This window comes from Trichocoleus sp. FACHB-40 (assembly GCF_014695915.1).
In the GTDB taxonomy this organism is placed as follows: domain Bacteria; phylum Cyanobacteriota; class Cyanobacteriia; order Cyanobacteriales; family FACHB-T130; genus Funiculus; species Funiculus sociatus.
This window is the reverse complement of the sequence record NZ_JACJPF010000103.1, coordinates 122,911-143,897: the sequence shown is the minus strand read 5'-3', so window position 1 is coordinate 143,897 and position 20,987 is coordinate 122,911. Positions and strand designations below refer to the sequence as shown.

The 20,987-nt window shown below is 45.8% G+C and carries 9 protein-coding genes; 5 read left to right on the top strand and 4 right to left on the bottom strand.

The features are described 5' to 3' along the window. Window positions 1-268 precede the first annotated feature (268 nt). The 4 genes from cysK to H6F63_RS25260 all read right to left on the bottom strand — a co-directional run bounded on the left by cysK (window position 269) and on the right by H6F63_RS25260 (window position 8,268). Window positions 269-1,231, bottom strand: a complete 963-nt coding sequence (gene cysK, locus H6F63_RS25275; protein WP_190640074.1) for a cysteine synthase A — start codon at window positions 1,229-1,231, stop codon at window positions 269-271. Window positions 1,232-1,874: 643 nt separating this feature from the next. Then, window positions 1,875-5,330 carry a GAF domain-containing protein gene (locus H6F63_RS25270; protein ID WP_190640073.1) on the bottom strand — a complete coding sequence of 1,152 codons (3,456 nt, stop codon included), beginning with the start codon at window positions 5,328-5,330 and terminating at the stop codon, window positions 1,875-1,877. 159 nt (window positions 5,331-5,489) lie between these two features. Further along, the gene (locus H6F63_RS25265; RefSeq protein WP_190640072.1) at window positions 5,490-6,269 is read right to left on the bottom strand and encodes a DUF4058 family protein; all 780 of its coding nucleotides are present in this window, start codon (window positions 6,267-6,269) and stop codon (window positions 5,490-5,492) included. A 43-nt stretch (window positions 6,270-6,312) separates the two neighbouring features. Then, window positions 6,313-8,268, bottom strand: coding sequence for an AAA-like domain-containing protein (locus H6F63_RS25260; RefSeq protein WP_190640071.1), 1,956 nt, complete (start codon window positions 8,266-8,268; stop codon window positions 6,313-6,315). A 610-nt stretch (window positions 8,269-8,878) separates the two neighbouring features. Between H6F63_RS25260 and H6F63_RS25255 the strand changes: the two genes are divergently transcribed. The 5 genes from H6F63_RS25255 to H6F63_RS25235 all read left to right on the top strand — a co-directional run bounded on the left by H6F63_RS25255 (window position 8,879) and on the right by H6F63_RS25235 (window position 20,946). Continuing rightward, window positions 8,879-9,730, top strand: a complete 852-nt coding sequence (locus H6F63_RS25255; RefSeq protein WP_190452972.1) for an Npun_R2479 family HD domain-containing metalloprotein — start codon at window positions 8,879-8,881, stop codon at window positions 9,728-9,730. Window positions 9,731-10,067: 337 nt separating this feature from the next. Next, window positions 10,068-16,781: a HAMP domain-containing protein gene (locus H6F63_RS25250; RefSeq protein WP_190640070.1), complete on the top strand. Its 6,714-nt coding sequence runs from the start codon at window positions 10,068-10,070 to the stop codon at window positions 16,779-16,781. A 251-nt stretch (window positions 16,782-17,032) separates the two neighbouring features. Then, window positions 17,033-17,857, top strand: a complete 825-nt coding sequence (locus tag H6F63_RS25245; protein WP_190418491.1) for a protein-glutamate O-methyltransferase CheR — start codon at window positions 17,033-17,035, stop codon at window positions 17,855-17,857. 168 nt (window positions 17,858-18,025) lie between these two features. After that, window positions 18,026-18,598, top strand: a complete 573-nt coding sequence (locus tag H6F63_RS25240; RefSeq protein ID WP_190640069.1) for a chemotaxis protein CheB — start codon at window positions 18,026-18,028, stop codon at window positions 18,596-18,598. 197 nt (window positions 18,599-18,795) lie between these two features. After that, complete coding sequence (locus tag H6F63_RS25235; protein ID WP_190640068.1) at window positions 18,796-20,946, top strand: response regulator; 2,151 nt, start codon at window positions 18,796-18,798, stop codon at window positions 20,944-20,946. Window positions 20,947-20,987 lie beyond the last annotated feature (41 nt).

Sequence of the window (20,987 nt, the reverse complement as noted above, 5' to 3'; positions counted from 1 at the left end):
AGAACAGTTCTTCTAGACTAAGCATGAGGGCAAACAGGGCATGAAGTTTTTGCATTTTCAGCCTATCGGGTTTGCCCCTTTCTTGTCTCAATCCTTATCCCGAACTCACGTTATACTATTAAGCCTAGTTAATTTGGGAAAAATAATTTGTGGAGAATGGGTAATTGTTTGCAATTACCCATTTGCCGCGCTCCAACCTAATTCACAACTCAAATCGGATTGCTATATTTCGAGTGGGCGCGATCGCTGTCAATTCATGATTCCCAGTTTAGCGAACAGAGACAGCTTCCAAGTGTTCTAGTTCTTGGAATAATGGCGTACTTAAGTAACGTTCGCCATAACTCGGTTGCACCATTACAATCAAACGGCCTTCATTCTCTACACGTCTTCCAATCTGAATTGCCGCACTTAAAGCTGCTCCTGTAGAGATACCTGAGAGCAACCCCTCTTCCCTAGCCAGCCGCCGACTATAATACATCGCCTCCTCATCGGAGACAGTGACAATTTCATCAATCAGCTCTTTTCGCAGAACTTCCGGGATAAACCCAGCCCCAATTCCCTGAATCTTGTGACCTCCCGGCTTACCTCCAGAGAGAACGCGACTGGTGATTGGTTCCACAGCAACGGCCTGAAAACTCGGTTTTCGCTGTTTAATGACCTCAGCAACACCAGTAATTGTGCCACCAGTACCAACCCCAGATACCAGAATATCCACTTCACCATCAGTATCAGCCCAAATTTCCTCGGCTGTTGTTTCGGCGTGGATTTGGGGATTGGCTGGGTTGCGGAACTGTTGCGGCATATAAGAATTAGGTGTTGTCGCGGCAATTTCTTCGGCACGAGCGATCGCGCCCCTCATCCCTTCAGCTCCAGGTGTCAGTTCCAGTTTGGCACCATATGCTTTTAGCATTCTCTGCCGTTCCAGGCTCATCGTATCTGGCATTGCCAAAATCAAAGGGTAGCCTTTAGCCGCCGCCACCATCGCTAAGGCAATGCCAGTATTTCCTGAAGTTGGTTCAATTAAAACCGTTTTACCAGGCTGAATTAGCCCAGCTTCCTCAGCTTTTTGAATCATGCTCACACCGATGCGGTCTTTAACAGAACCCGCTGAGTTCATACTCTCCAGCTTCACAACGATTCTCGCTAGAGACCCTTGTTCCTGCGGTAGTCGATTCAGCTGAACCAGAGGCGTATTCCCAACCAATTCCGTAACATTATTAGCAATTCGCATTTTCCACTCCTTAAAGCTTCATGTCCGATATCTGCTCTGAGTGCGATCGCAAGCTCCGTAGTTTTCTGCACTACGTGCCAAAACTCGTGAGCCTATAAATAGCTTTTTTCCTGTACTACAGTTATCCGCTGTGCTTTATGTATTTTAACCTCAATATCCGGTTTCCCGATAGATTTTTAGGTCTTTACATATTTTTTTACTCTTTAACCCTTATTCTGCCGAAGCTATAGGCAAAAACAAATAAACCCAAGTAATCCTACCCGTTAACCGTAGATTGTAAATATCCGAGAAGGTAATAGTGCCAATACGGCTCGGTTAAGTATGTTCATCCCTCAAAGATCCCCCCAACCGCCCCCTCTGTCTCGCCCGAAGACTTGGGAAATTCGCTACACCCGTTCTTTCGGGGGTTGCACAATTCAGCAAAAAGGAAGCTAGTTGGCTCAATTGTGACAGTCTGCCAGATATAGAAGTTTAATTTATTCGGGTTTTGTTTGAGCGGATTCAATCTCTAGAGCAAGAAATTGAGAATCGGAAAGCGCCAAGAAGTTTATTCAGTAGCATACCCTTTAAAAAGAGAGGGTATATCTTATCAAAAGCCTCTAATCGACTGATTTTCGACGTGTTGTATCACCAGGTTGCCTGGTTATCTCAATAGCGATCGCTCTTGTTTCTTAAATGCTGCAAAAAGTTCCGCATTCTGGAGAATAACGCCAGCTTGATTATTAAATATTTGCATATATTTTTGATCGCTCTCGTCAAAACTAGCCTGGAAATAATCGGGCGCTTCCCTTCCATCCGCCGGGTCATATTCGGGAAAATCGCCCAGTTTCCTTTTATTAACTAATTGAGTCACACCAATCAAATCACCATCGGGACTGAAGACTGGCATACATAATAAGCTACAAGTGCGATAACCCGTCTGATGATCGGTCTTTTTTGCTGTATCCGAATCCGGGCGAGAATATAAATCGAAAGGAATATTCAAAGGCTCTCCGGATTCAGCAACTTTGCCAGCATAACCTTGTCCTACTTTTACCCGCAATTCCTTTACGGAACCATCGTCAAAAGGAATCTGTGTCCACAATTCACCAGCTTGTTGCTCTAAAATCCACAAAGTACTACGGTCGGCATTCATCAGTTTCTTGGCTGCTTCCATCACCCGCTTGAGAATTTCTTCCAGCTCCAAACTGCTTTGATTCACAGAACGAGCTGCGGCCATTAGTGCGGCTGCCACTCGTTGTCCCCTAGCTGTTTTATGATAAGAGCGGAAGCTTTCTAAAATCATTTGAATCATCGGGGCATTTTCCGCAAATCGTTCTTCATCTGCGTCCGTAAAGCCCTGTTGATCGATTCTTTCTGCTAAGGATGCAGTCCGGTCGCCAAACCGCTTTAATTTGTTGAGTAACTGAATAACGGCGACTAAATTACCCTGCTCATTTAAGAGCGGCAACGCTAACATTGTATAAGTACGATAGCCATTTTTTTTGTCTTGCTCTTTTGCTGCATCAGAGCGAGGATCGTCATAGAAATCAAAGGGAATATTGATAACTTCTTTACGGGCTGCTACCTCGCCCACAATTCCTTTATTGGCAGGTATCCGAATTTCTAAAGAACCATCTCCATCTGCTTCGGCAATAATTGACCAGAATTCATTTTTATCTTCATCTAATAAAAAGATACTCGTGCGATCGGCACTCAAAGATTTGCCGGTTTTTAGAGTAATCGAACGCAAGGTGCTATCCAAAATATCATCAAATCCCTGGTTGTCCATGACACTATTGAGCATCGCCAGAGTTTGACTCACCACATTTTTTTGCTGAGATTCTGCCTCTTTTTTGACGCTGGCAAATTTCTGGGCGTTTTGCAGAGCAACCCCCGCTTGAGAGTTAAAAATCTGCATATATTTTTCACTATTTCCGTCAAAACTAGCCTTGAAGCATTCGGGGGCTTCAGGCCAATTATCCGGGTTATATTCTGGAAACACACCTAGTTTCTTTTTATTCACTAATTGGGTGACACCTAATAATTCCCCATCAGGACTGAAAACGGGCATACAGAGTAAACTACAAGTGCGATAACCTGTCTTTTGATCAGTTTTTTTGGCTGTCTCCGAATCAGGGTGATCGTACAGATCGAAGGGAAGATTTAAAGTTTCTCCCGATGCGGCAACTTTGCCAGCAAAACCTTGCCCTACTTTGACTCGCAATTCTTGAAAAGAACCGTCCTCAAAAAGAATTTTTGTCCATAGTTCATTTGCCTCTCGATCTATTAACCAAAGCGTGCTGCGGTCGGCATTCATCAGTTTTTTTGCCGCATCCATAACTCGACCCAGGACTTCTTCAGAATCGAGGCTGCTTTGAGAGAGCGATCGCGTTGCTTCTGTGAGTGCTTCCGAGGCTTGTAGTCTTTGGGCTAATTTGTAACAATACTGGCATCTTTCCAAAATTCGTCGAATTGCCGGAGCATAGTCAGCAAACTGTTTTTGATCGGCTTCTGTGAAGCCGTATTTATCAATTCTTTCTGCTAAGCGAGCTTGCGGATTATTCGGCTGCTTTAACTTATTCAGTAATTGGACTACTGCAACTAAATCTCCCTGCTCATTTAATAATGGTAAAATTAACTCATTGTAGGTGCGATATCCCTTATTGTTGTCTGGCTCGTCCGCTTCCAAATCCGCGGGATCGTCGCAAAAGCTAAAGGGAGTGCTGACAAATTTTTTGAAATAAGTTAACCGTCCTTTTGTTTCTTTATTTGACAAAATTTGAAGTTCGGGATGATTTCCGTCTTCATGTCTAGCGATAATTGACCAAAGTTCACTTTTTTCTTCATCTATAAAGAAAATTGTTGTGCGATCTACGCTCAATAGTTCGCCCATTTTAAAGGTAATAGAACCTAATATTTCTGAAAGAATATCATTAAATGTTTTGCCTTCCATCACGCTAAGCATAGATAGAAGTTTTTGTTCTTGGGTGGCAACAATCTGCATAAAGTCGGCGTGCATATCCGCTAACGCCTTGTTCACCCATCTCTCGTTAAATACAGAGACATAAATGCGGTTACAAACCTTTAGTTTCCCTTGCCGCTTGACAATTGCTCCTGAGAGTAGCAATTCAATTTGTTCTGGACTTTGGTCAAACGCTAATTCCTCTCGTTGCAAAATTAACAGATAGATATCCAGTAGCGCACGGCTTCGCTGTCCAATTCGGAGAATGCGATCGCGTATCGTCTTTAGATGCGGTGGTTCATCCATCGCTTCCCAACTCTCGATGATACGCGATCGCACTAATTTCTCAACCCAATCTGGAATTTCGTTAATGGGTAATAAGTTTTTCTCTGCTTGTTGGAGGACTAATTTGCAAAGTTTTTGGGTAAGAAACGGCTGTCCTCCCGTCCAATCTAATACCGCTTTAAGCACTTCTTGAGGATTGCTAATTTTCCCTGCTAAACCCTCCGCTAAAAGCTGCGCTTCGTGTAATTGAAAACCATATAATTCAACCGCCCGACCGATATTAAAAGGAGTCCGGTTTTTGTCTTGCATCAAATCAGAGGGACTCGCCACCCCCAGTAAGGCAAAAGTTAGACGTTCGTATTCATTGCAGGCGCGGATAAACGCAAAAAAGTCATCAGTCTTAAAATTTAAGCTGAGAACATTATCAATTTCGTCGATAAAAATAACAATTTTCTGGCTGACTGATGTTAGCAGCACTTGTTCGATAAATTCACTCAAGCGCTGCACCGGAGGAAGAAAAGCGCGATCGCGCAACCAACTCTGTAAGTTAATCTTGTCTGAAAGCTGGAAACTCGTCACCAAACGCCGCATCACCCCTGCATACCACTGATCCGGCGTAATATCTTGGCTACCAATTTTCGTCAAGTCTACTGCTGCACAGGCGAATCCTTCTGCTTGCAACTTGTGCATCGTTTGCACCCGCAAGCTAGTTTTCCCCATCTGCCGAGAATTCAGCACATAACAAAACTCCCCCGCCTTCAGTCCTTCATATAAGTCAAAATCTGCCTGTCGCACTACATAAGTGGGAGCATCAAGCGGTAAATGTCCACCCACTTTATAGTTATAGGCTGAATTTGGCTCTTGGGTCATAAGGGGTTCTGATTGGGTAGAAAACACCATGCTTCTGATACATGAGTTTTTTGTAAGTAGTTAATAACTGATCAATACTTTTTGTTCGCAGTGCCATAGCGTTAGCGAAGCGAGGCGTTAGCCTAGCGCCGACCTGTCGGTTCGCTCACCATATCTTCATCACCGCAATCCTTCTTCTCGCAACAAATCATCAGCCCAAGCAGGATCATTTCCCTTCAGGGGTGGTATCGCAGGCTGAGTATAATCCACTGCTAAATCAAATCCCGCTTGGTTATATACCTCGCTTAACAAAGTTTGTAATTCCACTTGCACTTCTGCATCCCCAGGTTGCAAAGGTAAAGGGAATGGGGGAATTTCTTCTCGTACAGTAAAAGCATACAAATGAGCTGCTGGACGGCGAACGCTTTGACTCACTAAAATTCGATAATCCGCCTGAATCTCCTTCTCGACTGGCATTGGCTTGCCGCCTCTAAGTAAGTCAATTTCTACTAGGTGGGTGGCGCTTGTTAGAACTTGCTGTCGCTTCGTTTCATACAAGTTTCGTCCAACTCCGGCGCGTTTATTTTTAGGAGAAAGGATTTCTATAACAGTAATCACCTCACCCGTTCCTACCTCTCTAATTTCTAAGTAACCTTCCCTGGTTTCTTCGGGGATTGGTACTGTTACTGTTATCGGTTCGCGGGGGGAGGTAAGCGTTGCGGTTGATTGAGATTGATTGTCGGATGAAGGCTTGGAGAATACCGTTACATCGGGAATCATCACCAAGTCGCTATCTTTTACATCACTTAAATAAATCCGCTTTTCAATTGCTACGCGATATTTAGGACGGAGAGAGGGTGCTATGGAAATGGCGATCGCAGTAATTAACCGATGATGTACCTCAGCCCACAATTCAGGATTTTCTAAGTATGGATCCACACCTGGAAATGGAGAAGGCATTTTTTGACCTCTAGCAACAATTGTGTCAAGTTCTCTCTACTATCTAAAATTTTCCCAAGCGATCGCTAAAATATTGCCGATATAAATCGAAGCGTGGCGTGACATAATTACCCTGCAATTGTACTAGCCCCATACTGTGCAACTTAAATGCTGTCACTGACTCCAATTCTACGGGTACATCAGCTGTCACTACCTTAGCGAAAGCAGCAGCTAACTCTCGATGTTGTTGCAAATTCCACAAATGTCTTCGCAAATGGTCATCATAAAGTCCCGCCTCTGTGGGAGCAGTTTCTAACAATTGCTCCATCGTAATCGTCTGCTGCGCGATATGATAGAGAGCCAGCCGCACCAGATAGGGATGTCCGCCCACCAGCGCCATCAATTGTTTAATCTGGCTTGCATTCCCATTCAGTCCATGACGCTGAGTTAAATCTTGCACCTGTTCCGGGCTAAAATCTGGCAACTCAATTGGCAATCCTACATTAAACGGCGATTGATTGACATTCAGAGGGATATAAACTTCCGTTGAGTGTACTACAACTAGGCGCAATTGTTGCCAGCGATCGCTATCGCCACCACCATATCCAGCTTCCTCATACCAAGCACGTAGCAACCCAAAAAAATCATCGGCAATTTTCGGATATTGAAAAACCCGATCTACCTCATCCAAACCTAACACTAGGGGACTCTCGGTTCCTGACAACAAACAATCTTCAAAATAAGCAGTACAATTATCCTTACTGCCATAAGTATCAGACCAATAATCATCAACTTGATGTGGTAGCCGCAGCTTTCGAGAAATTCTCGCGCAAAACCACTTTAATAGTTGATTCAAATTTGAAAAAACTGCTGTATCTGCGTGTTGAAAACTCAACGGAACTGTGCGATATCCCTGCTCTTTTGCCTGATATAAAATTCTCGCCATTAGGGAAGTTTTCCCCATCTGTCTCGGTGCTTTAATCCTAATCAGCGCCCCTGGTTGCAAAATTTCCTTGTAACATTGAGCTTCATAGGGAACTCGTTCCACATAAAAAGCCGAAGCCAAACGTACTTGACCGCTTGGTAACTCTGGTTCTGCTACTGGTAAAGGGGAGGGGATTGTGGATTGTGAAGCGATTTTTGGGGAGATTGATTCTTCCCAAAACATACCGTGATTTTGGATTGTAGAGACGTTGTATGCAATGTCTCTATACTTTGCCAATCTACTATCCCCCGAATCTTCCATTCCCCATTCCCCCTTACTTGCTAAAAGGTTCAGGACTTCTTGCACAATTGCAGTATCAGCCGGGGATTCCCATTCAAGTTGCCCAATTCCTTGCAAATAGCCGCGTAAATCGTGGTTTAAAGACGAATTTAAGGGACAATTAACGCGAATAGGTAACACAATTGGCTTATTGTGAATAAAACGCAACTCTTTAGCCCGTCGTAACTCTTCGAGTGCCATTTCACTAACCGCAGCTTGGGGAGAAAGTAGCAACAAAAAATAGTCGCAGTGCTGCAATTCCGTATCAATTCTATCTAGCGAATTTTCTGGTAAATCAGAGGACTTACCCAAATTATTTGCGTCTACAGTAGCCATAAATGCTGTGTGTCCAGCAGCATTTATAGCTTCATAAAACTGAGCCGCAAGGCTCCGATCAGGCTCTACAGCCGAATAGGAAATAAAAACTCTTAAATTACGCGCTGCTTCTTGTGGAGGTGATTTTTGGTTAATGATTACTGACGCTTCCGTAAATTGTGACTGCTGCTTAATGGCGCGTTCTATTGCTCCTTTAAAGTTTTTTTTTGTAACCTTTTCATCTAAGGCATTTGACAGCTTTTTCCATAATTTATAGCCAACATCTTTTTCTATATACTGAGGGTGAAGAGGGTAAATATCTTCATAAGTTTTACCTTCCCAAGACCCTGTAAATACTTGCCGTTCGAGGTCATTTAGGTATTTTCCCGTGGTAGCACAAATTAAGCTATCTGTAAACTCTAATGCCTCTTTAACATCCATAGGTTGTGTAAATTTTTATTTGAAAAAATCAAGTGTTTTTTCAAAGTTTAACTAAGTAGTAACCTATATTATACAAAATGCAACTGTTCCAGTCCGCAGATGTTCCGTCTGGGAAGAGAGGCAAAATGCTTGCCATGATTAGGATAGCAGGCAAGAGTATTGCTCCCCAGCCTAGAAGAAAAATCTTTTTTCTTCCTCTCTCCCTGTCTTTGTGTTTCCCCTGTACCCTATGTATCATACATTTCCGATAGAAGAGAGTTTTTACGGAGTTTTTCTGAGCTTTCCTGAGGTTTTCGGCAGCTAGAAGGGCATATTAGAGAGCGATCGCGTACTTTGCACATAAGAATACGCGATCGCGCATGGTTACTTGTCGTCAGCTCAACCTAGAAAAAATACTCAAAATTTCTGAGCTTTCCTGGTTGCTATCTAATGAAACATAAGTGAAACTACTGATATAAGTTTCTAATTCACCCGGTTTTACTTTTAGAAATAATACATAATTAATATAATGTATTTATCCAAATAATTATGATTGTCAAATTAGAATTATCACAACTGACTTCATTAATTTTATTTATTACTTCGCCGAATTTTTGTCAGGGGAATAGAGATGTTTAATCCCACCACAGTGATGATTGATACCTTCGTTGAATGCCTGCGGGCTGGCTACCGCCGCACTTACGGCGGACTCAAACCAGACTACGCCGACATCATCGCTTGGGCTGGAAACATGGCGCTGGAAAACATTGCCAACAGCGATGCCCTTTATCACAACGTCGAACACACAATTTACGTCACATTAGTGGGACAGGAAGTTTTGCGGGGGAAGCAAATTCGCGAAGGTAGAGTGTACTGCGAAGATTGGTTGCACGCCATCATTTCTTTGTTGTGCCACGATATCGGGTACGTTAAAGGCGTTTGTCTGGCTGACCGAAACAGTGAAAGACTGTATGCCACAGGTGTAAACGGCACAATGGTTTCCCTACCTCCAGGTTTAACCGATGCCAGCCTCACACCTTACCATGTGGATCGGGGAAAACAGTTTATTGAAGAGCGCTTTGGCGGTCACAAACTAATTGATGCCGAAGTGATTAAGCGCAATATCGAATTAACCCGTTTTCCTGTGCCAGCAGACGAAGATCATCAAGACACAACAAACTTTCCTGGATTAATTCGCGCCGCCGATTTAATCGGGCAAATGAGCGATCCGCGCTACTTGCAAAAAATTAGTGCCTTGTTCTACGAATTTGAAGAAACAGGAGTGAACAAAGACTTAGGCTACCGCAACCCAGGCGACTTGCGGAGAAACTACCCAAAGTTTTATTGGAATGTTGTTTTTCCCTACATTCAAACAGGGTTGGATTTCTTGGACGTGACGCAAGAGGGAAAGCAGATTTTGGCGAACCTCTACGCGAACGTGTTTCGGGTCGAGTACGAATCCCCCGTAGCTCACAAGCGTTAAGCGATCGCTCATCCTACCACTTCTCGTTCCCAGGTCAGAGAAGGAAATGCTATGTAAGTGAGGTGGTCGTCTTCACTTCTATAAAAAATCAGTTTGATGCACTACACCCTGACTCCTCCACGCCAGTCACCACAAGGGTTAGGAACCCCCGCAAGGCGCTGGCTTTCTAACCCACCAAGTGCAACCGAAGCGGCTGGGGGTTAAGTTCTGTGGGGAAACAGAAAAGAAAAGATGTCAACAGATGTCTCTATAAGGCAGAATCATCATTGAGATGACAGCACCTGCGACTTAATATTCGGCTACCGCAATTAGTAAACATCCTTTAAAGAATAAAGCTATGCCAACTGCACAGGCACCCAACGATACAGATAATCTCGACGAAAGACAACTCCTCAAAACCCTAGCAGCTGTAAAAAAAGGTGACTTTTCTGTTCGGATGCCTATCGACCAGACTGGCATAGCCGGGAAAATAGCCGATACCCTCAACGATGTGATTGAGCTGAACCAGAGGATGGCAGCCGAATTAGAGCGAATTAGCACCATTGTTGGGAAAGAAGGCAAAATCTCCGAACGTGCCTCCTTGGGAAACGCAGGCGGTTCCTGGGAGAAGAGTGTTGAATCGGTCAATACACTGATTACAGATTTAGTTCAACCTACAGCTGAAACTGCTCGTGTGATCCGGGCAGTTGCCAATGGCGACCTATCTCAGAGAATAGCGACGGAAATTGAAAACAGACCCCTCAAGGGTGAATTTCTCCAAACCGCCGAAGTCGTCAACACGATGGTAGATCAGCTTTCGTCCTTCGCCTCGGAAGTAACGCGGGTGGCGCGTGAGGTGGGGACAGAAGGTAAGCTGGGCGTTCAAGCAGAAGTTAAGGGCGTTGCCGGAACTTGGAAGGATTTAACCGACAACGTAAACTTAATGGCGGGTAACTTGACAGCGCAGGTGCGGAATATTGCCGAAGTTACCACAGCTGTTGCTAACGGCGACCTTTCCAAGAAAATCACCGTAGATGTGAAAGGGGAAATTTTAGAACTGAAAAACACCGTCAACGTCATGGTGGATCAGCTAAACTCCTTTGCCTCGGAAGTGACACGGGTGGCGCGAGAAGTAGGAACGGAAGGTAAATTAGGCGGTCAGGCACAAGTTAGAGGTGTAGCCGGAACCTGGAAGGATCTGACGGACTCGGTGAACTTGATGGCGGGTAACTTGACAGCGCAGGTGCGGAACATTGCCGAAGTTACCACGGCTGTTGCTAATGGAGACTTGTCGAAGAAAATTACCGTAGATGTCAAAGGCGAGATTTTGGATTTGAAAGACACCATCAACGTGATGGTGGATCAGTTGAATTCCTTTGCTAGTGAAGTAACACGGGTGGCGCGTGAGGTAGGTGCAGACGGGAAACTAGGCGGTCAGGCAGAAGTGCGCGGGGTGGCGGGAACTTGGAAGGACTTGACCGACAGCGTGAACTTCATGGCGGGAAGTTTGACAGCGCAGGTGCGAAATATTGCCGAAGTTACTACAGCTGTTGCTAATGGCGACCTTTCTAAGAAAATCACCGTAGATGTCAAAGGCGAAATTTTGGAGTTAAAAAACACCGTTAATACGATGGTGGATCAACTCAATTCCTTTGCCTCGGAAGTAACGCGGGTGGCGCGAGAGGTGGGAACTGAAGGTAAGTTAGGCGTACAAGCAGAAGTTGGTGGAGTCGCTGGCACCTGGAAGGATCTTACCGACTCTGTAAACTTGATGGCGGGTAACTTGACAGCGCAGGTGCGGAATATTGCCGAAGTTACCACAGCTGTTGCTAATGGCGACCTTTCTAAGAAAATTACTGTAGATGTCAAAGGTGAAATTTTAGAGCTGAAAAACACCGTTAATATCATGGTGGATCAGCTTTCGTCTTTTGCCTCGGAAGTAACCAGGGTGGCGCGAGAGGTAGGCGCAGACGGGAAGCTGGGAGGTCAAGCTGAAGTCAAGGGCGTAGCAGGAACTTGGAAGGACTTGACTGACAGCGTGAACTTCATGGCGGGAAGTTTGACAGCGCAGGTGCGAAATATTGCCGAAGTTACTACAGCTGTTGCTAATGGCGACTTGTCTAAGAAAATTACCGTCGATGTGCGCGGGGAAATTCTGGAGTTGAAAAATACCGTCAATACGATGGTGGATCAACTCAACTCGTTCGCCTCGGAAGTGACCAGAGTAGCGCGAGAGGTGGGAACTGAAGGTAAGTTAGGCGTACAAGCAGAAGTGCGCGGTGTGGCGGGAACTTGGAAGGACTTGACCGACAGTGTTAACTCGATGGCGGGGAACTTGACGGCGCAGGTGCGGAATATTGCGGAAGTTACCACAGCTGTTGCGAATGGGGACTTGTCCAAGAAAATTACTGTAGATGTCAAAGGCGAAATTTTAGAGCTGAAAAACACCATTAATATCATGGTGGATCAGCTTTCGTCATTTGCCTCGGAAGTCACCAGAGTTGCCCGTGAGGTGGGTTCGGAAGGTAAGCTGGGCGTACAAGCAGAAGTGCGCGGGGTGGCAGGAACTTGGAAAGACTTGACCGACAGCGTGAACTCGATGGCGGGGAACCTGACGGAACAAGTGCGAAATATTGCGGAAGTGGCGACTGCGATCGCTAACGGCGACCTCTCTAAAAAAATCACTGTCCAAGTTAAAGGCGAAATTCTAGAACTGAAAAACACCATTAATATCATGGTGGATCAGCTTTCGTCTTTTGCCTCGGAAGTCACTAGGGTGGCGCGAGAGGTGGGTTCAGAAGGTAAATTGGGTGTCCAAGCTGATGTCCGAGGTGTAGCGGGAACCTGGAAAGATTTAACCGACAGCGTGAACTTCATGGCGGGAAGTTTGACAGCGCAAGTGCGGAACATCGCCGCCGTCACGACGGCGGTAGCTAACGGCGACCTTTCCAAGAAAATCACCGTAGATGTCAAAGGTGAAATTTTAGAACTGAAAAACACCGTCAACACGATGGTGGATCAACTCAACTCTTTTGCTTCGGAAGTCACCAGGGTGGCGCGGGAGGTGGGAACTGAAGGTAAGTTAGGCGTACAAGCCGAAGTGCGCGGGGTGGCGGGAACTTGGAAGGACTTGACCGACAGTGTGAACTTCATGGCGGGAAGTTTGACAGCGCAGGTGCGAAATATTGCCGAAGTTACTACAGCTGTTGCTAATGGCGACTTGTCCAAGAAAATTACTGTAGATGTCAAAGGCGAAATTTTAGAGTTGAAAAACACTATTAATACAATGGTGGATCAACTCAACTCTTTTGCTAGTGAAGTGACGCGGGTTGCCCGCGAAGTCGGTTCGGAAGGTAAATTAGGAGTACAAGCTTACGTCCGGGGTGTTGCTGGCACTTGGAAAGATTTAACCGACAACGTAAACTCAATGGCGGGTAACTTGACAGCGCAAGTGCGAAATATTGCCGAAGTTACCAAAGCTGTTGCTAACGGCGACCTTTCCAAGAAAATCACTGTAGATGTCAAAGGCGAGATTTTGGATCTCAAAGACACGATCAACGTGATGGTGGATCAGCTTTCGTCCTTCGCCTCAGAAGTAACTAGAGTGGCGCGTGAGGTGGGAACGGAAGGGAAATTAGGCGGTCAAGCAGAGGTGCGCGGCGTTGCTGGAACCTGGAAAGACTTAACCGACAACGTAAACTCAATGGCGGGTAACTTAACTGCACAGGTGCGCGGTATTGCCAAAGTCGTGACGGCGGTAGCCAATGGCGACTTGAAGCGAAAACTGATGCTGGAGGCGAAGGGAGAAATTGAAACCTTAGCTGATACGATCAACGAGATGATCGACACCCTAGCAACCTTTGCTGAGCAAGTTACCACCGTGGCGCGTGAGGTGGGAATTGAAGGTAAACTGGGAGGTCAGGCGAAGGTTCCAGGGGCTGCTGGCACTTGGCGGGCGCTGACAGACAACGTGAACGAACTGGCGGCGAATCTGACAACCCAGATCCGGACAATTGCTGAAATTGCTACCGCCGTGACTAAGGGAGATTTGACCCGCACGATTAACGTCCAAGCGGAAGGCGAGGTAGCAGTCCTCAAAGATAATATCAACCAAATGATCGCTAACCTGCGGGAGACTACGCAGAAAAATACTGAGCAAGATTGGTTGAAGACCAACTTAGCCAAGTTTACCCGCATGTTACAAGGTCAGCGAGATTTGGAGACTGTTTCCAAACTAATTTTGTCGGAACTCGCACCTTTGGTTTCCGCGCAACACGGCGTATTTTACTTGATGGAAGGATCTATCGACCATCAGATTTATCTAAAACTTCTGAGTACCTACGCCTACCGGGAACGCAAGCATCTAGCAAATCGTTTCCATCTGGGTGAAGGTTTGGTGGGACAATGCGCCATAGAAAAAGAACGGATTCTGCTCACCGAAGTACCAGACAATTACATCAAGATTAGCTCTGGCTTAGGGGAATCTACTCCGATTAATGTCGTCGTTTTACCAGTTTTGTTTGAAGGACAAGTTACAGCAGTTATTGAACTTGCCTCTTTCCGCAGATTTAGCGAAATTCACCTGACTTTCTTCGATCAACTCACCGAAAGTATCGCCATTGTGTTGAACACGATCGCTGCTTCGATGAGAACAGAAGAATTGCTCAAACAATCGCAATCTCTGGCAGAAGAACTGCAAACTCAGCAAAAAGAACTAACTGATACTAATAAGCGACTGGAACAACAAGCGAAATCGCTGCAAGCATCGGAAGAACTGCTGAAAAGACAGCAGGAACAGTTGCAACAAACTAATGAGGAGTTGGAAGAGCGATCGCGCTTGTTGGCACGCCAAAACCGAGAAGTTGAGCGCAAAAATCAGGAAATTGAACAAGCAAGGCAGTCTGTGGAGGAGAAAGCTGAACAACTGGCCCTTACTTCCAAATATAAATCAGAGTTTCTGGCAAATATGTCCCACGAACTGCGGACACCACTCAATAGCTTGTTGATATTAGCCAGACTGCTTTCTGATAACAGTGACGGCAACTTGACAGGCAAGCAAGTCGAATACAGCCGTACAATTCATTCAGCAGGTACTGATTTATTAGGTCTGATTAATGACATTCTGGATCTGGCAAAAATTGAATCTGGAACTATGTCAGTTGATGTTGACCAGATGTTATTTGCCGAATTGCGAAGCCAGATGGAACGCACATTCGGGCAAGTAGCCCACGACAAAGGACTCAATTTTGTCTTAGACTTTGAGCCAGCTCTGCCAAGGGCTATGTATACTGACGCGAAACGGTTACAACAAGTCCTGAAAAATCTGCTTTCCAATGCGTTTAAATTTACCGACAGAGGGGAAGTACGATTGCAAGTCCATCTGGCGACAGGTGGATGGAGTAAAGACCAAGTAGAATTAAACCGCGCTCAAGCTGTGATCGCTTTTGCAGTCAGGGATACGGGCATTGGCATTGAGCCGGGTAAGCAGAAAATAATTTTTGAGGCGTTTCAGCAAGCTGATGGCACGACCAGCCGCAAATACGGCGGTACGGGACTAGGCTTATCTATCAGCCGAGAAATTGCCCGACTGCTGGGCGGAGAAATTCGCCTGGTAAGCAGCCCTGGTCAGGGAAGCACGTTTACTCTATATTTACCCCAAACTTACCACGGCAACGCAGAAGACGGCAGCAGTACGAGTGGGCAGGCGACAGCTATTATGCCTAACGCAGCGCCAAGTCGGATTTCAGTGCCTGCCATACCAGCCAGCCCGGTTCCCCCAGCCTCGTCTCAACAGGACGGTTCTAGAGTTGTCTCTAACCCGATGCCTATTGATGAAGGCAGAACTTATGTGCAATCGCCGTCAGCGATCACTGATGACCGAGAGAATATTGAACAAGGCGATCGCATCCTGCTAATCATCGAAGATGACGTCAACTTTGCGCGGATCATGTTAGATATGGCACGAGAGCAAGGTTTCAAAGGTCTGGTGGCTTTGCGAAGCGATACAGGTTTGGCAATGGTGCGACACTATCAGCCAGACGCGATTATGCTGGATATCCGGTTGCCAATCATGGATGGCTGGACGGTGCTAGACCGTTTGAAGCACGATCCGGCAACTCGGCACATCCCGGTACATATCCTCTCCGTTGAGGAAGGACAACAGCGCAGTTTACAACAGGGAGCGATCGCTTATCTGAAAAAACCTGTGTCCAGCGAAGCCATAACGAAGGCACTGACTGAAATTAAAGGTTTTGTTGAGCGTCCAGTTAAGAACTTGCTCGTCGTAGAAGACGACGAAAATCAACGCCACAGCATTGTAGAGCTAATCGGCAACAGCGATGTTGTTACAACTGCTGTGGGTACGGGTGAGGAAGCGTTGGAAACCTTGAGAAACGGACACTTTGATTGTCTGGTTCTGGATTTGGGATTGCCCGACATGACTGGCTTTGAACTGATTGAACGGATTAAGCAGGAGCCAAACATGAATCGGCTGCCAATCATTGTTTATACAGGCAGAGAGCTTACCAGGGCGCAAGAAACCGAACTCAAGCGCATCGCAGATACAATTATCATCAAAGACGTGCGATCGCCTGAACGTCTCCTTAATGAAACTGCTTTGTTCTTGCACCGAGTCCAGGCAAACTTGCCTCAAACCAAGCGCCAAATGCTCGAACAGTTGCATCAGAACGATCCCGTACTTGCTGGCAAAAAAGTCCTGATTGTAGACGACGATGTGCGTAATATCTTCGCCTTGACAAGTATGCTAGAGCAGCAGCAAATGCAGGTTTTGTATGCTGAAAACGGCAGAGATGGTATTGCTAAGTTGCAAGAAACCCCGGACATTGATATCGTTCTCATGGACGTGATGATGCCGGAAATGGACGGTTACGAGACGATGAAAGCCATTCGCGAAATTGCCCAATTCGCATCGCTACCGATGATCGCCCTCACCGCTAAAGCCATGAAAGGCGATCGCGAGAAGTGTATCGAAGCAGGGGCCTCGGACTACATCACCAAACCTGTCGATACGGAGCAATTACTTTCGCTGCTACGAGTTTGGCTCTATCGCTAAGGGACTAGCAATTAGATTATGTTTGCCCACGCATAGCCACCAATTCCCGAACGGTGGATATAAGTGGGCAAACTACTATTGCTAAGGGATTAGGGATTAGGGAAGATCCCTATTTTCTAGGAGTCTGCCATACTTACTTTAATAATTTCGAGAAAGTCGTCTTAACAACAACTTTCTCGAATTCCTGGTATTTATAAAAATAAAGGAGGTGGAATACTAGCCTTATGCAACTTGCTGATCGCCTTGTTTCCATGAAAAAAACTGAACTCGAAGACATAGAAATTCAGTTGCTATTAGAAGGTGTATATCTGTATTACGGTTTTGATTTTAGAAATTATGCTCCAGCCTCACTCAAACGCCGTATTTGGAACACCATTCAAGAGGAGGAGTTAACTAGCGTATCCGCACTTCAGGAAAAGGTACTCCACGATCCAGAATGTATGGAGAGATTTCTGCTTAATCTCTCCGTCAATGTTACGGCTATGTTTCGCGACCCCACGTTTTATTTAGCATTTAGGCATAAGGTTGTACCGTTATTGCGAACCTATCCATTTATTCGGATTTGGTGTGCAGGATGTTCCACTGGCGAAGAAGTCTATTCTATGGCAATTCTGCTGCAAGAAGAAGGTCTTTATCATCGGTGTCGAATCTACGCTACCGACATGAACGAAATGGTATTAAGAAAAGCTAAAGTTGGGATTTTTCCGCTGCAAATGATGCAAGAATATACTCAGCAATATATTAATGCTGGCGGTAAAAAGTCTTTTTCTGAGTATTACACGGCCGCTTATGAGAGCGCTATTTTTAGCTCCTCTCTGAAGGAAAATGTCATCTTTTCCCAACATAATCTGGCTATTGATAGCTCGTTCAATGAATTTAATGTTATATTGTGCCGAAATGTTCTAATTTATTTTAATCAATTGCTTCAAGAGCGGGTTCACAACCTTTTGTATGAGAGCCTCGGTAGATTTGGAATCTTGGGATTAGGACGGCAAGAATCACTCAAAGCAACTCCTCACGAAAAACACTATGAAGAGTTGGAAGGCAATGAGAAACTTTACAGACGGATACGGTAAAAAGGCAAAAGTAATTTCTCGTTCCCAGTCTCTGGCTGGGAATAAAACTATAGGAGGTTCTGCCTCCCTCTGCGGACAGAAATTATAGTATAAAGAAAAGTTGCGGCAACTGCCGCAACTTTAACATTCCCAGTTAGAAAACTGGAACTCAGAGACGAGAAAAGAGTTATGGCAGTTGAAATTGTCGTCATCGGTACGTCGTTGGGTGGCTTAGATGCCCTCAGCTGCCTTCTAGCAGGTCTGCCAAAAAATTTCCCCTGTGCTGTGGTTGTGGCACAACACCGCCACAAAGACCCCAACAACGCCTTGTGCAGCATTTTACAGCGATATAGTCTTCTGCCGCTTACAGAGGCGGAAGATAAACAAGAAATTCAGCCAAGAAGGGTATATTTGGCTCCCGCCGATTATCATTTGCTGGTGGAAGCAGGTCACTTTGCTCTCTCCACTGAGGCTCCTGTCACCCATGCAAGACCGTCTATTGATGTATTGTTCGAGTCAGCAGCTGATGCTTATGGCGATCGCGTTATCGGGGTGATTTTGACGGGGGCGAGTCGGGATGGTGTTTGGGGACTGCTGAAAATCAAAGCACACGGCGGACTAGCTATAGTTCAAGATCCAGAAACAGCAGAAAGTCGTATTATGCCAGAAGCAGCGATCGCATCTGTAGAGGTAGACTGGATTTTGCAGATACACGATATTGCCCCGTGTTTAATCAAACTTTGTCAACCAGCAGTCCAGTGAATAGCAGGCTTGCTACACCTAAAGTATCAGGGCGTTGCATTTAAAAATGTAGAACTATAAAACTCTTATTTCTACATTCTGGATTCCTGTGCCTGAAGTTTGTAACCTTGGATAGTGGTATCCAGTGCTAAATACTGCCAGTCTCAGAAGAACCGCGATTTGATCAATTCCGCCTTTGTTTAAAGCACCGCTATAAAATGCAGCCCAAAGATAAAGTTAATGTCCTTTTAGTGGACGATCATCCAGAAAATCTGTTGGCTTTAGAGGCAATACTGGGCAGCCTCGGTCAAAATTTGGTAAGAGCCACATCGGGCGAACAAGCCTTGAGGTGTCTGCTAAATCAAGATTTTGCTGTGATTTTGCTCGATGTCCAGATGCCAGGAATGGATGGATTTGAGACAGCGACGTTGATTAGACAACGCCCAGCGTCGCGCTACACCCCCATTATTTTCCTGACAGCATTCAGCACCAGCGACAGTTTTGTGTTTAAAGGTTATTCACTGGGTGCGGTGGACTACCTGCTGAAGCCTCTAGAGCCGGAAATATTATTATCTAAGGTGGCGGTGTTTGTTGACCTGTTCAAAAAGACAGAGGAGGTAAAACGACAAGCTACACAACTTGCAGCCGTCAATGCAAATCTGAGAAAAAGTGAAGAGCAATTTCGTTCTTTGAGTGCCTGCTCGCCTGTTGGTATTTTCTTAACAGATATTGAAGGTAACTGTACCTACACCAACCCACGCTACCAAGCTATTTATGGCATCACCCTTGAAGAGAGTTTAGGAGAAGGTTGGGCTGCCGCAATTCATCCCGATGACCGCGAGGGGGTCTTTAGCACTTGGTATGCCTGCGCCAATGAAGGTAGGGAATACTCAAACGAGTTTCGCGTACAACCGCCTCATGAGGACATAGTGCGTTGGGTTAATCTACGCTCATCCCCAATGCTCTCCGCTCAAGGCGAACTCATCGGTTATGTTGGCACAGTAGAAGACATCACCGAGCGCAAAGCCGCAGAAGAAGCACGCGCTCAAATTATCCGCGAACAGGTGGCACGACAGGAAGCAGAGGCGGCAAACCGGGTAAAAGACGAGTTCCTAGCAACCCTTTCTCACGAACTCCGCACCCCTCTGAACTCAATGCTGGGCTGGACGCAACTGCTCCGGAGTCGGAAATTTGATGAAAAGACTACGGCTCGTGCTTTGGAAACGATTGAGCGCAACGCGAAGTTGCAGGCGCAACTCATCGAGGATATTTTGGATGTCTCGCGGATTATTCGAGGCAAACTGAATCTAAATATTTGCCAAGTCAACCTGATACCAATTGTTGAGGCGGCGATAGATACGTTGCGTCTGGCAGCTGTTGATAAGGAGATTCAACTAGATTTTGTAATGGATTCCTCTTTAAAGGAGACGGACAATTTATCGATAACACCCCTGATTGTCTCCGGCGATCCAAGCCGCTTGCAGCAAGTTGTCTGGAATCTTCTCTCGAATGCGATCAAGTTCACACCTGCTGGAGGACGTGTCGAAGTTGAACTGTCAGTCGTCAGGAAAGAGTTGTTAAGTTGGAATGTGAAAACACCAACAGACAGCTATGCCCAAATTAAGGTAAGCGACACCGGCGTTGGCATTAGCGCAGACTTTCTACCGTATATTTTTGATCGCTTCCGTCAGGCTGATAGCACAACAACAAGGCGATATGGCGGTCTCGGACTGGGGTTGGCGATTGTCCGCCACTTGGTGGAACTGCAAGGCGGTACTGTCTTTGCCCAGAGTGAAGGAGAGGATCAGGGGGCGACGTTTATTGTAAATCTGCCACTCCCTGGAAGTAGGGAAGTTGTTTCGGAAAATAAGGGAGGCTTGGGAGATCAGGAAGTTACCTTGTCCCCCACTCCTAATTGCGAGCATCCGATAACCCCATCGTCCCATCACTCCCTGACAGGATTGCAGGTGCTGGTGGTGGATGACGATACTGATACTCGCGATTTTCTGACTACAGTGCTAGAAGAATATCAGGTGCAAGTGACGGCTGTGGCATCGGTGCAGGAGGCACTCCTGGCACTTGAACATTTGAAACCAGATGTACTGGTGAGCGATATTGGGATGCCGATGGAAGACGGTTATGGGTTGATCCGCAAAGTCAGATCCTTGGAGGCAGAAGGTGGGGAGACGATTCCAGCGATCGCTCTGTCTGGGTATGCTAAGGGTGAAGAGCGATCGCGATCGCTAGAAGCTGGCTTTCAGACGCATCTACCTAAACCAGTGCAGCCAGCTGAATTAATCGCAATGGTTGCCCAACTTGCCCAAAGAGAAAATATATCGGATTTGGAGCGCTCGGAGACTAATACTTAATTAGGTTTTTTGCTAATAGCTAATGGCTTTTAATAATTAGC

Excerpts from the sequence above, each read along its gene's own strand:
- cysK (WP_190640074.1), bottom strand. The coding sequence starts at position 1,231 with ATGCGAATTGCTAATAATGTTACGGAATTGGTTGGGAATACGCCTCTG.
- H6F63_RS25270 (WP_190640073.1), bottom strand. The coding sequence starts at position 5,330 with ATGACCCAAGAGCCAAATTCAGCCTATAACTATAAAGTGGGTGGACAT.
- H6F63_RS25265 (WP_190640072.1), bottom strand. The coding sequence starts at position 6,269 with ATGCCTTCTCCATTTCCAGGTGTGGATCCATACTTAGAAAATCCTGAA.
- H6F63_RS25260 (WP_190640071.1), bottom strand. The coding sequence starts at position 8,268 with ATGGATGTTAAAGAGGCATTAGAGTTTACAGATAGCTTAATTTGTGCT.
- H6F63_RS25255 (WP_190452972.1), top strand. The coding sequence starts at position 8,879 with ATGTTTAATCCCACCACAGTGATGATTGATACCTTCGTTGAATGCCTG.
- H6F63_RS25250 (WP_190640070.1), top strand. The coding sequence starts at position 10,068 with ATGCCAACTGCACAGGCACCCAACGATACAGATAATCTCGACGAAAGA.
- H6F63_RS25245 (WP_190418491.1), top strand. The coding sequence starts at position 17,033 with ATGAAAAAAACTGAACTCGAAGACATAGAAATTCAGTTGCTATTAGAA.
- H6F63_RS25240 (WP_190640069.1), top strand. The coding sequence starts at position 18,026 with ATGGCAGTTGAAATTGTCGTCATCGGTACGTCGTTGGGTGGCTTAGAT.
- H6F63_RS25235 (WP_190640068.1), top strand. The coding sequence starts at position 18,796 with ATGCAGCCCAAAGATAAAGTTAATGTCCTTTTAGTGGACGATCATCCA.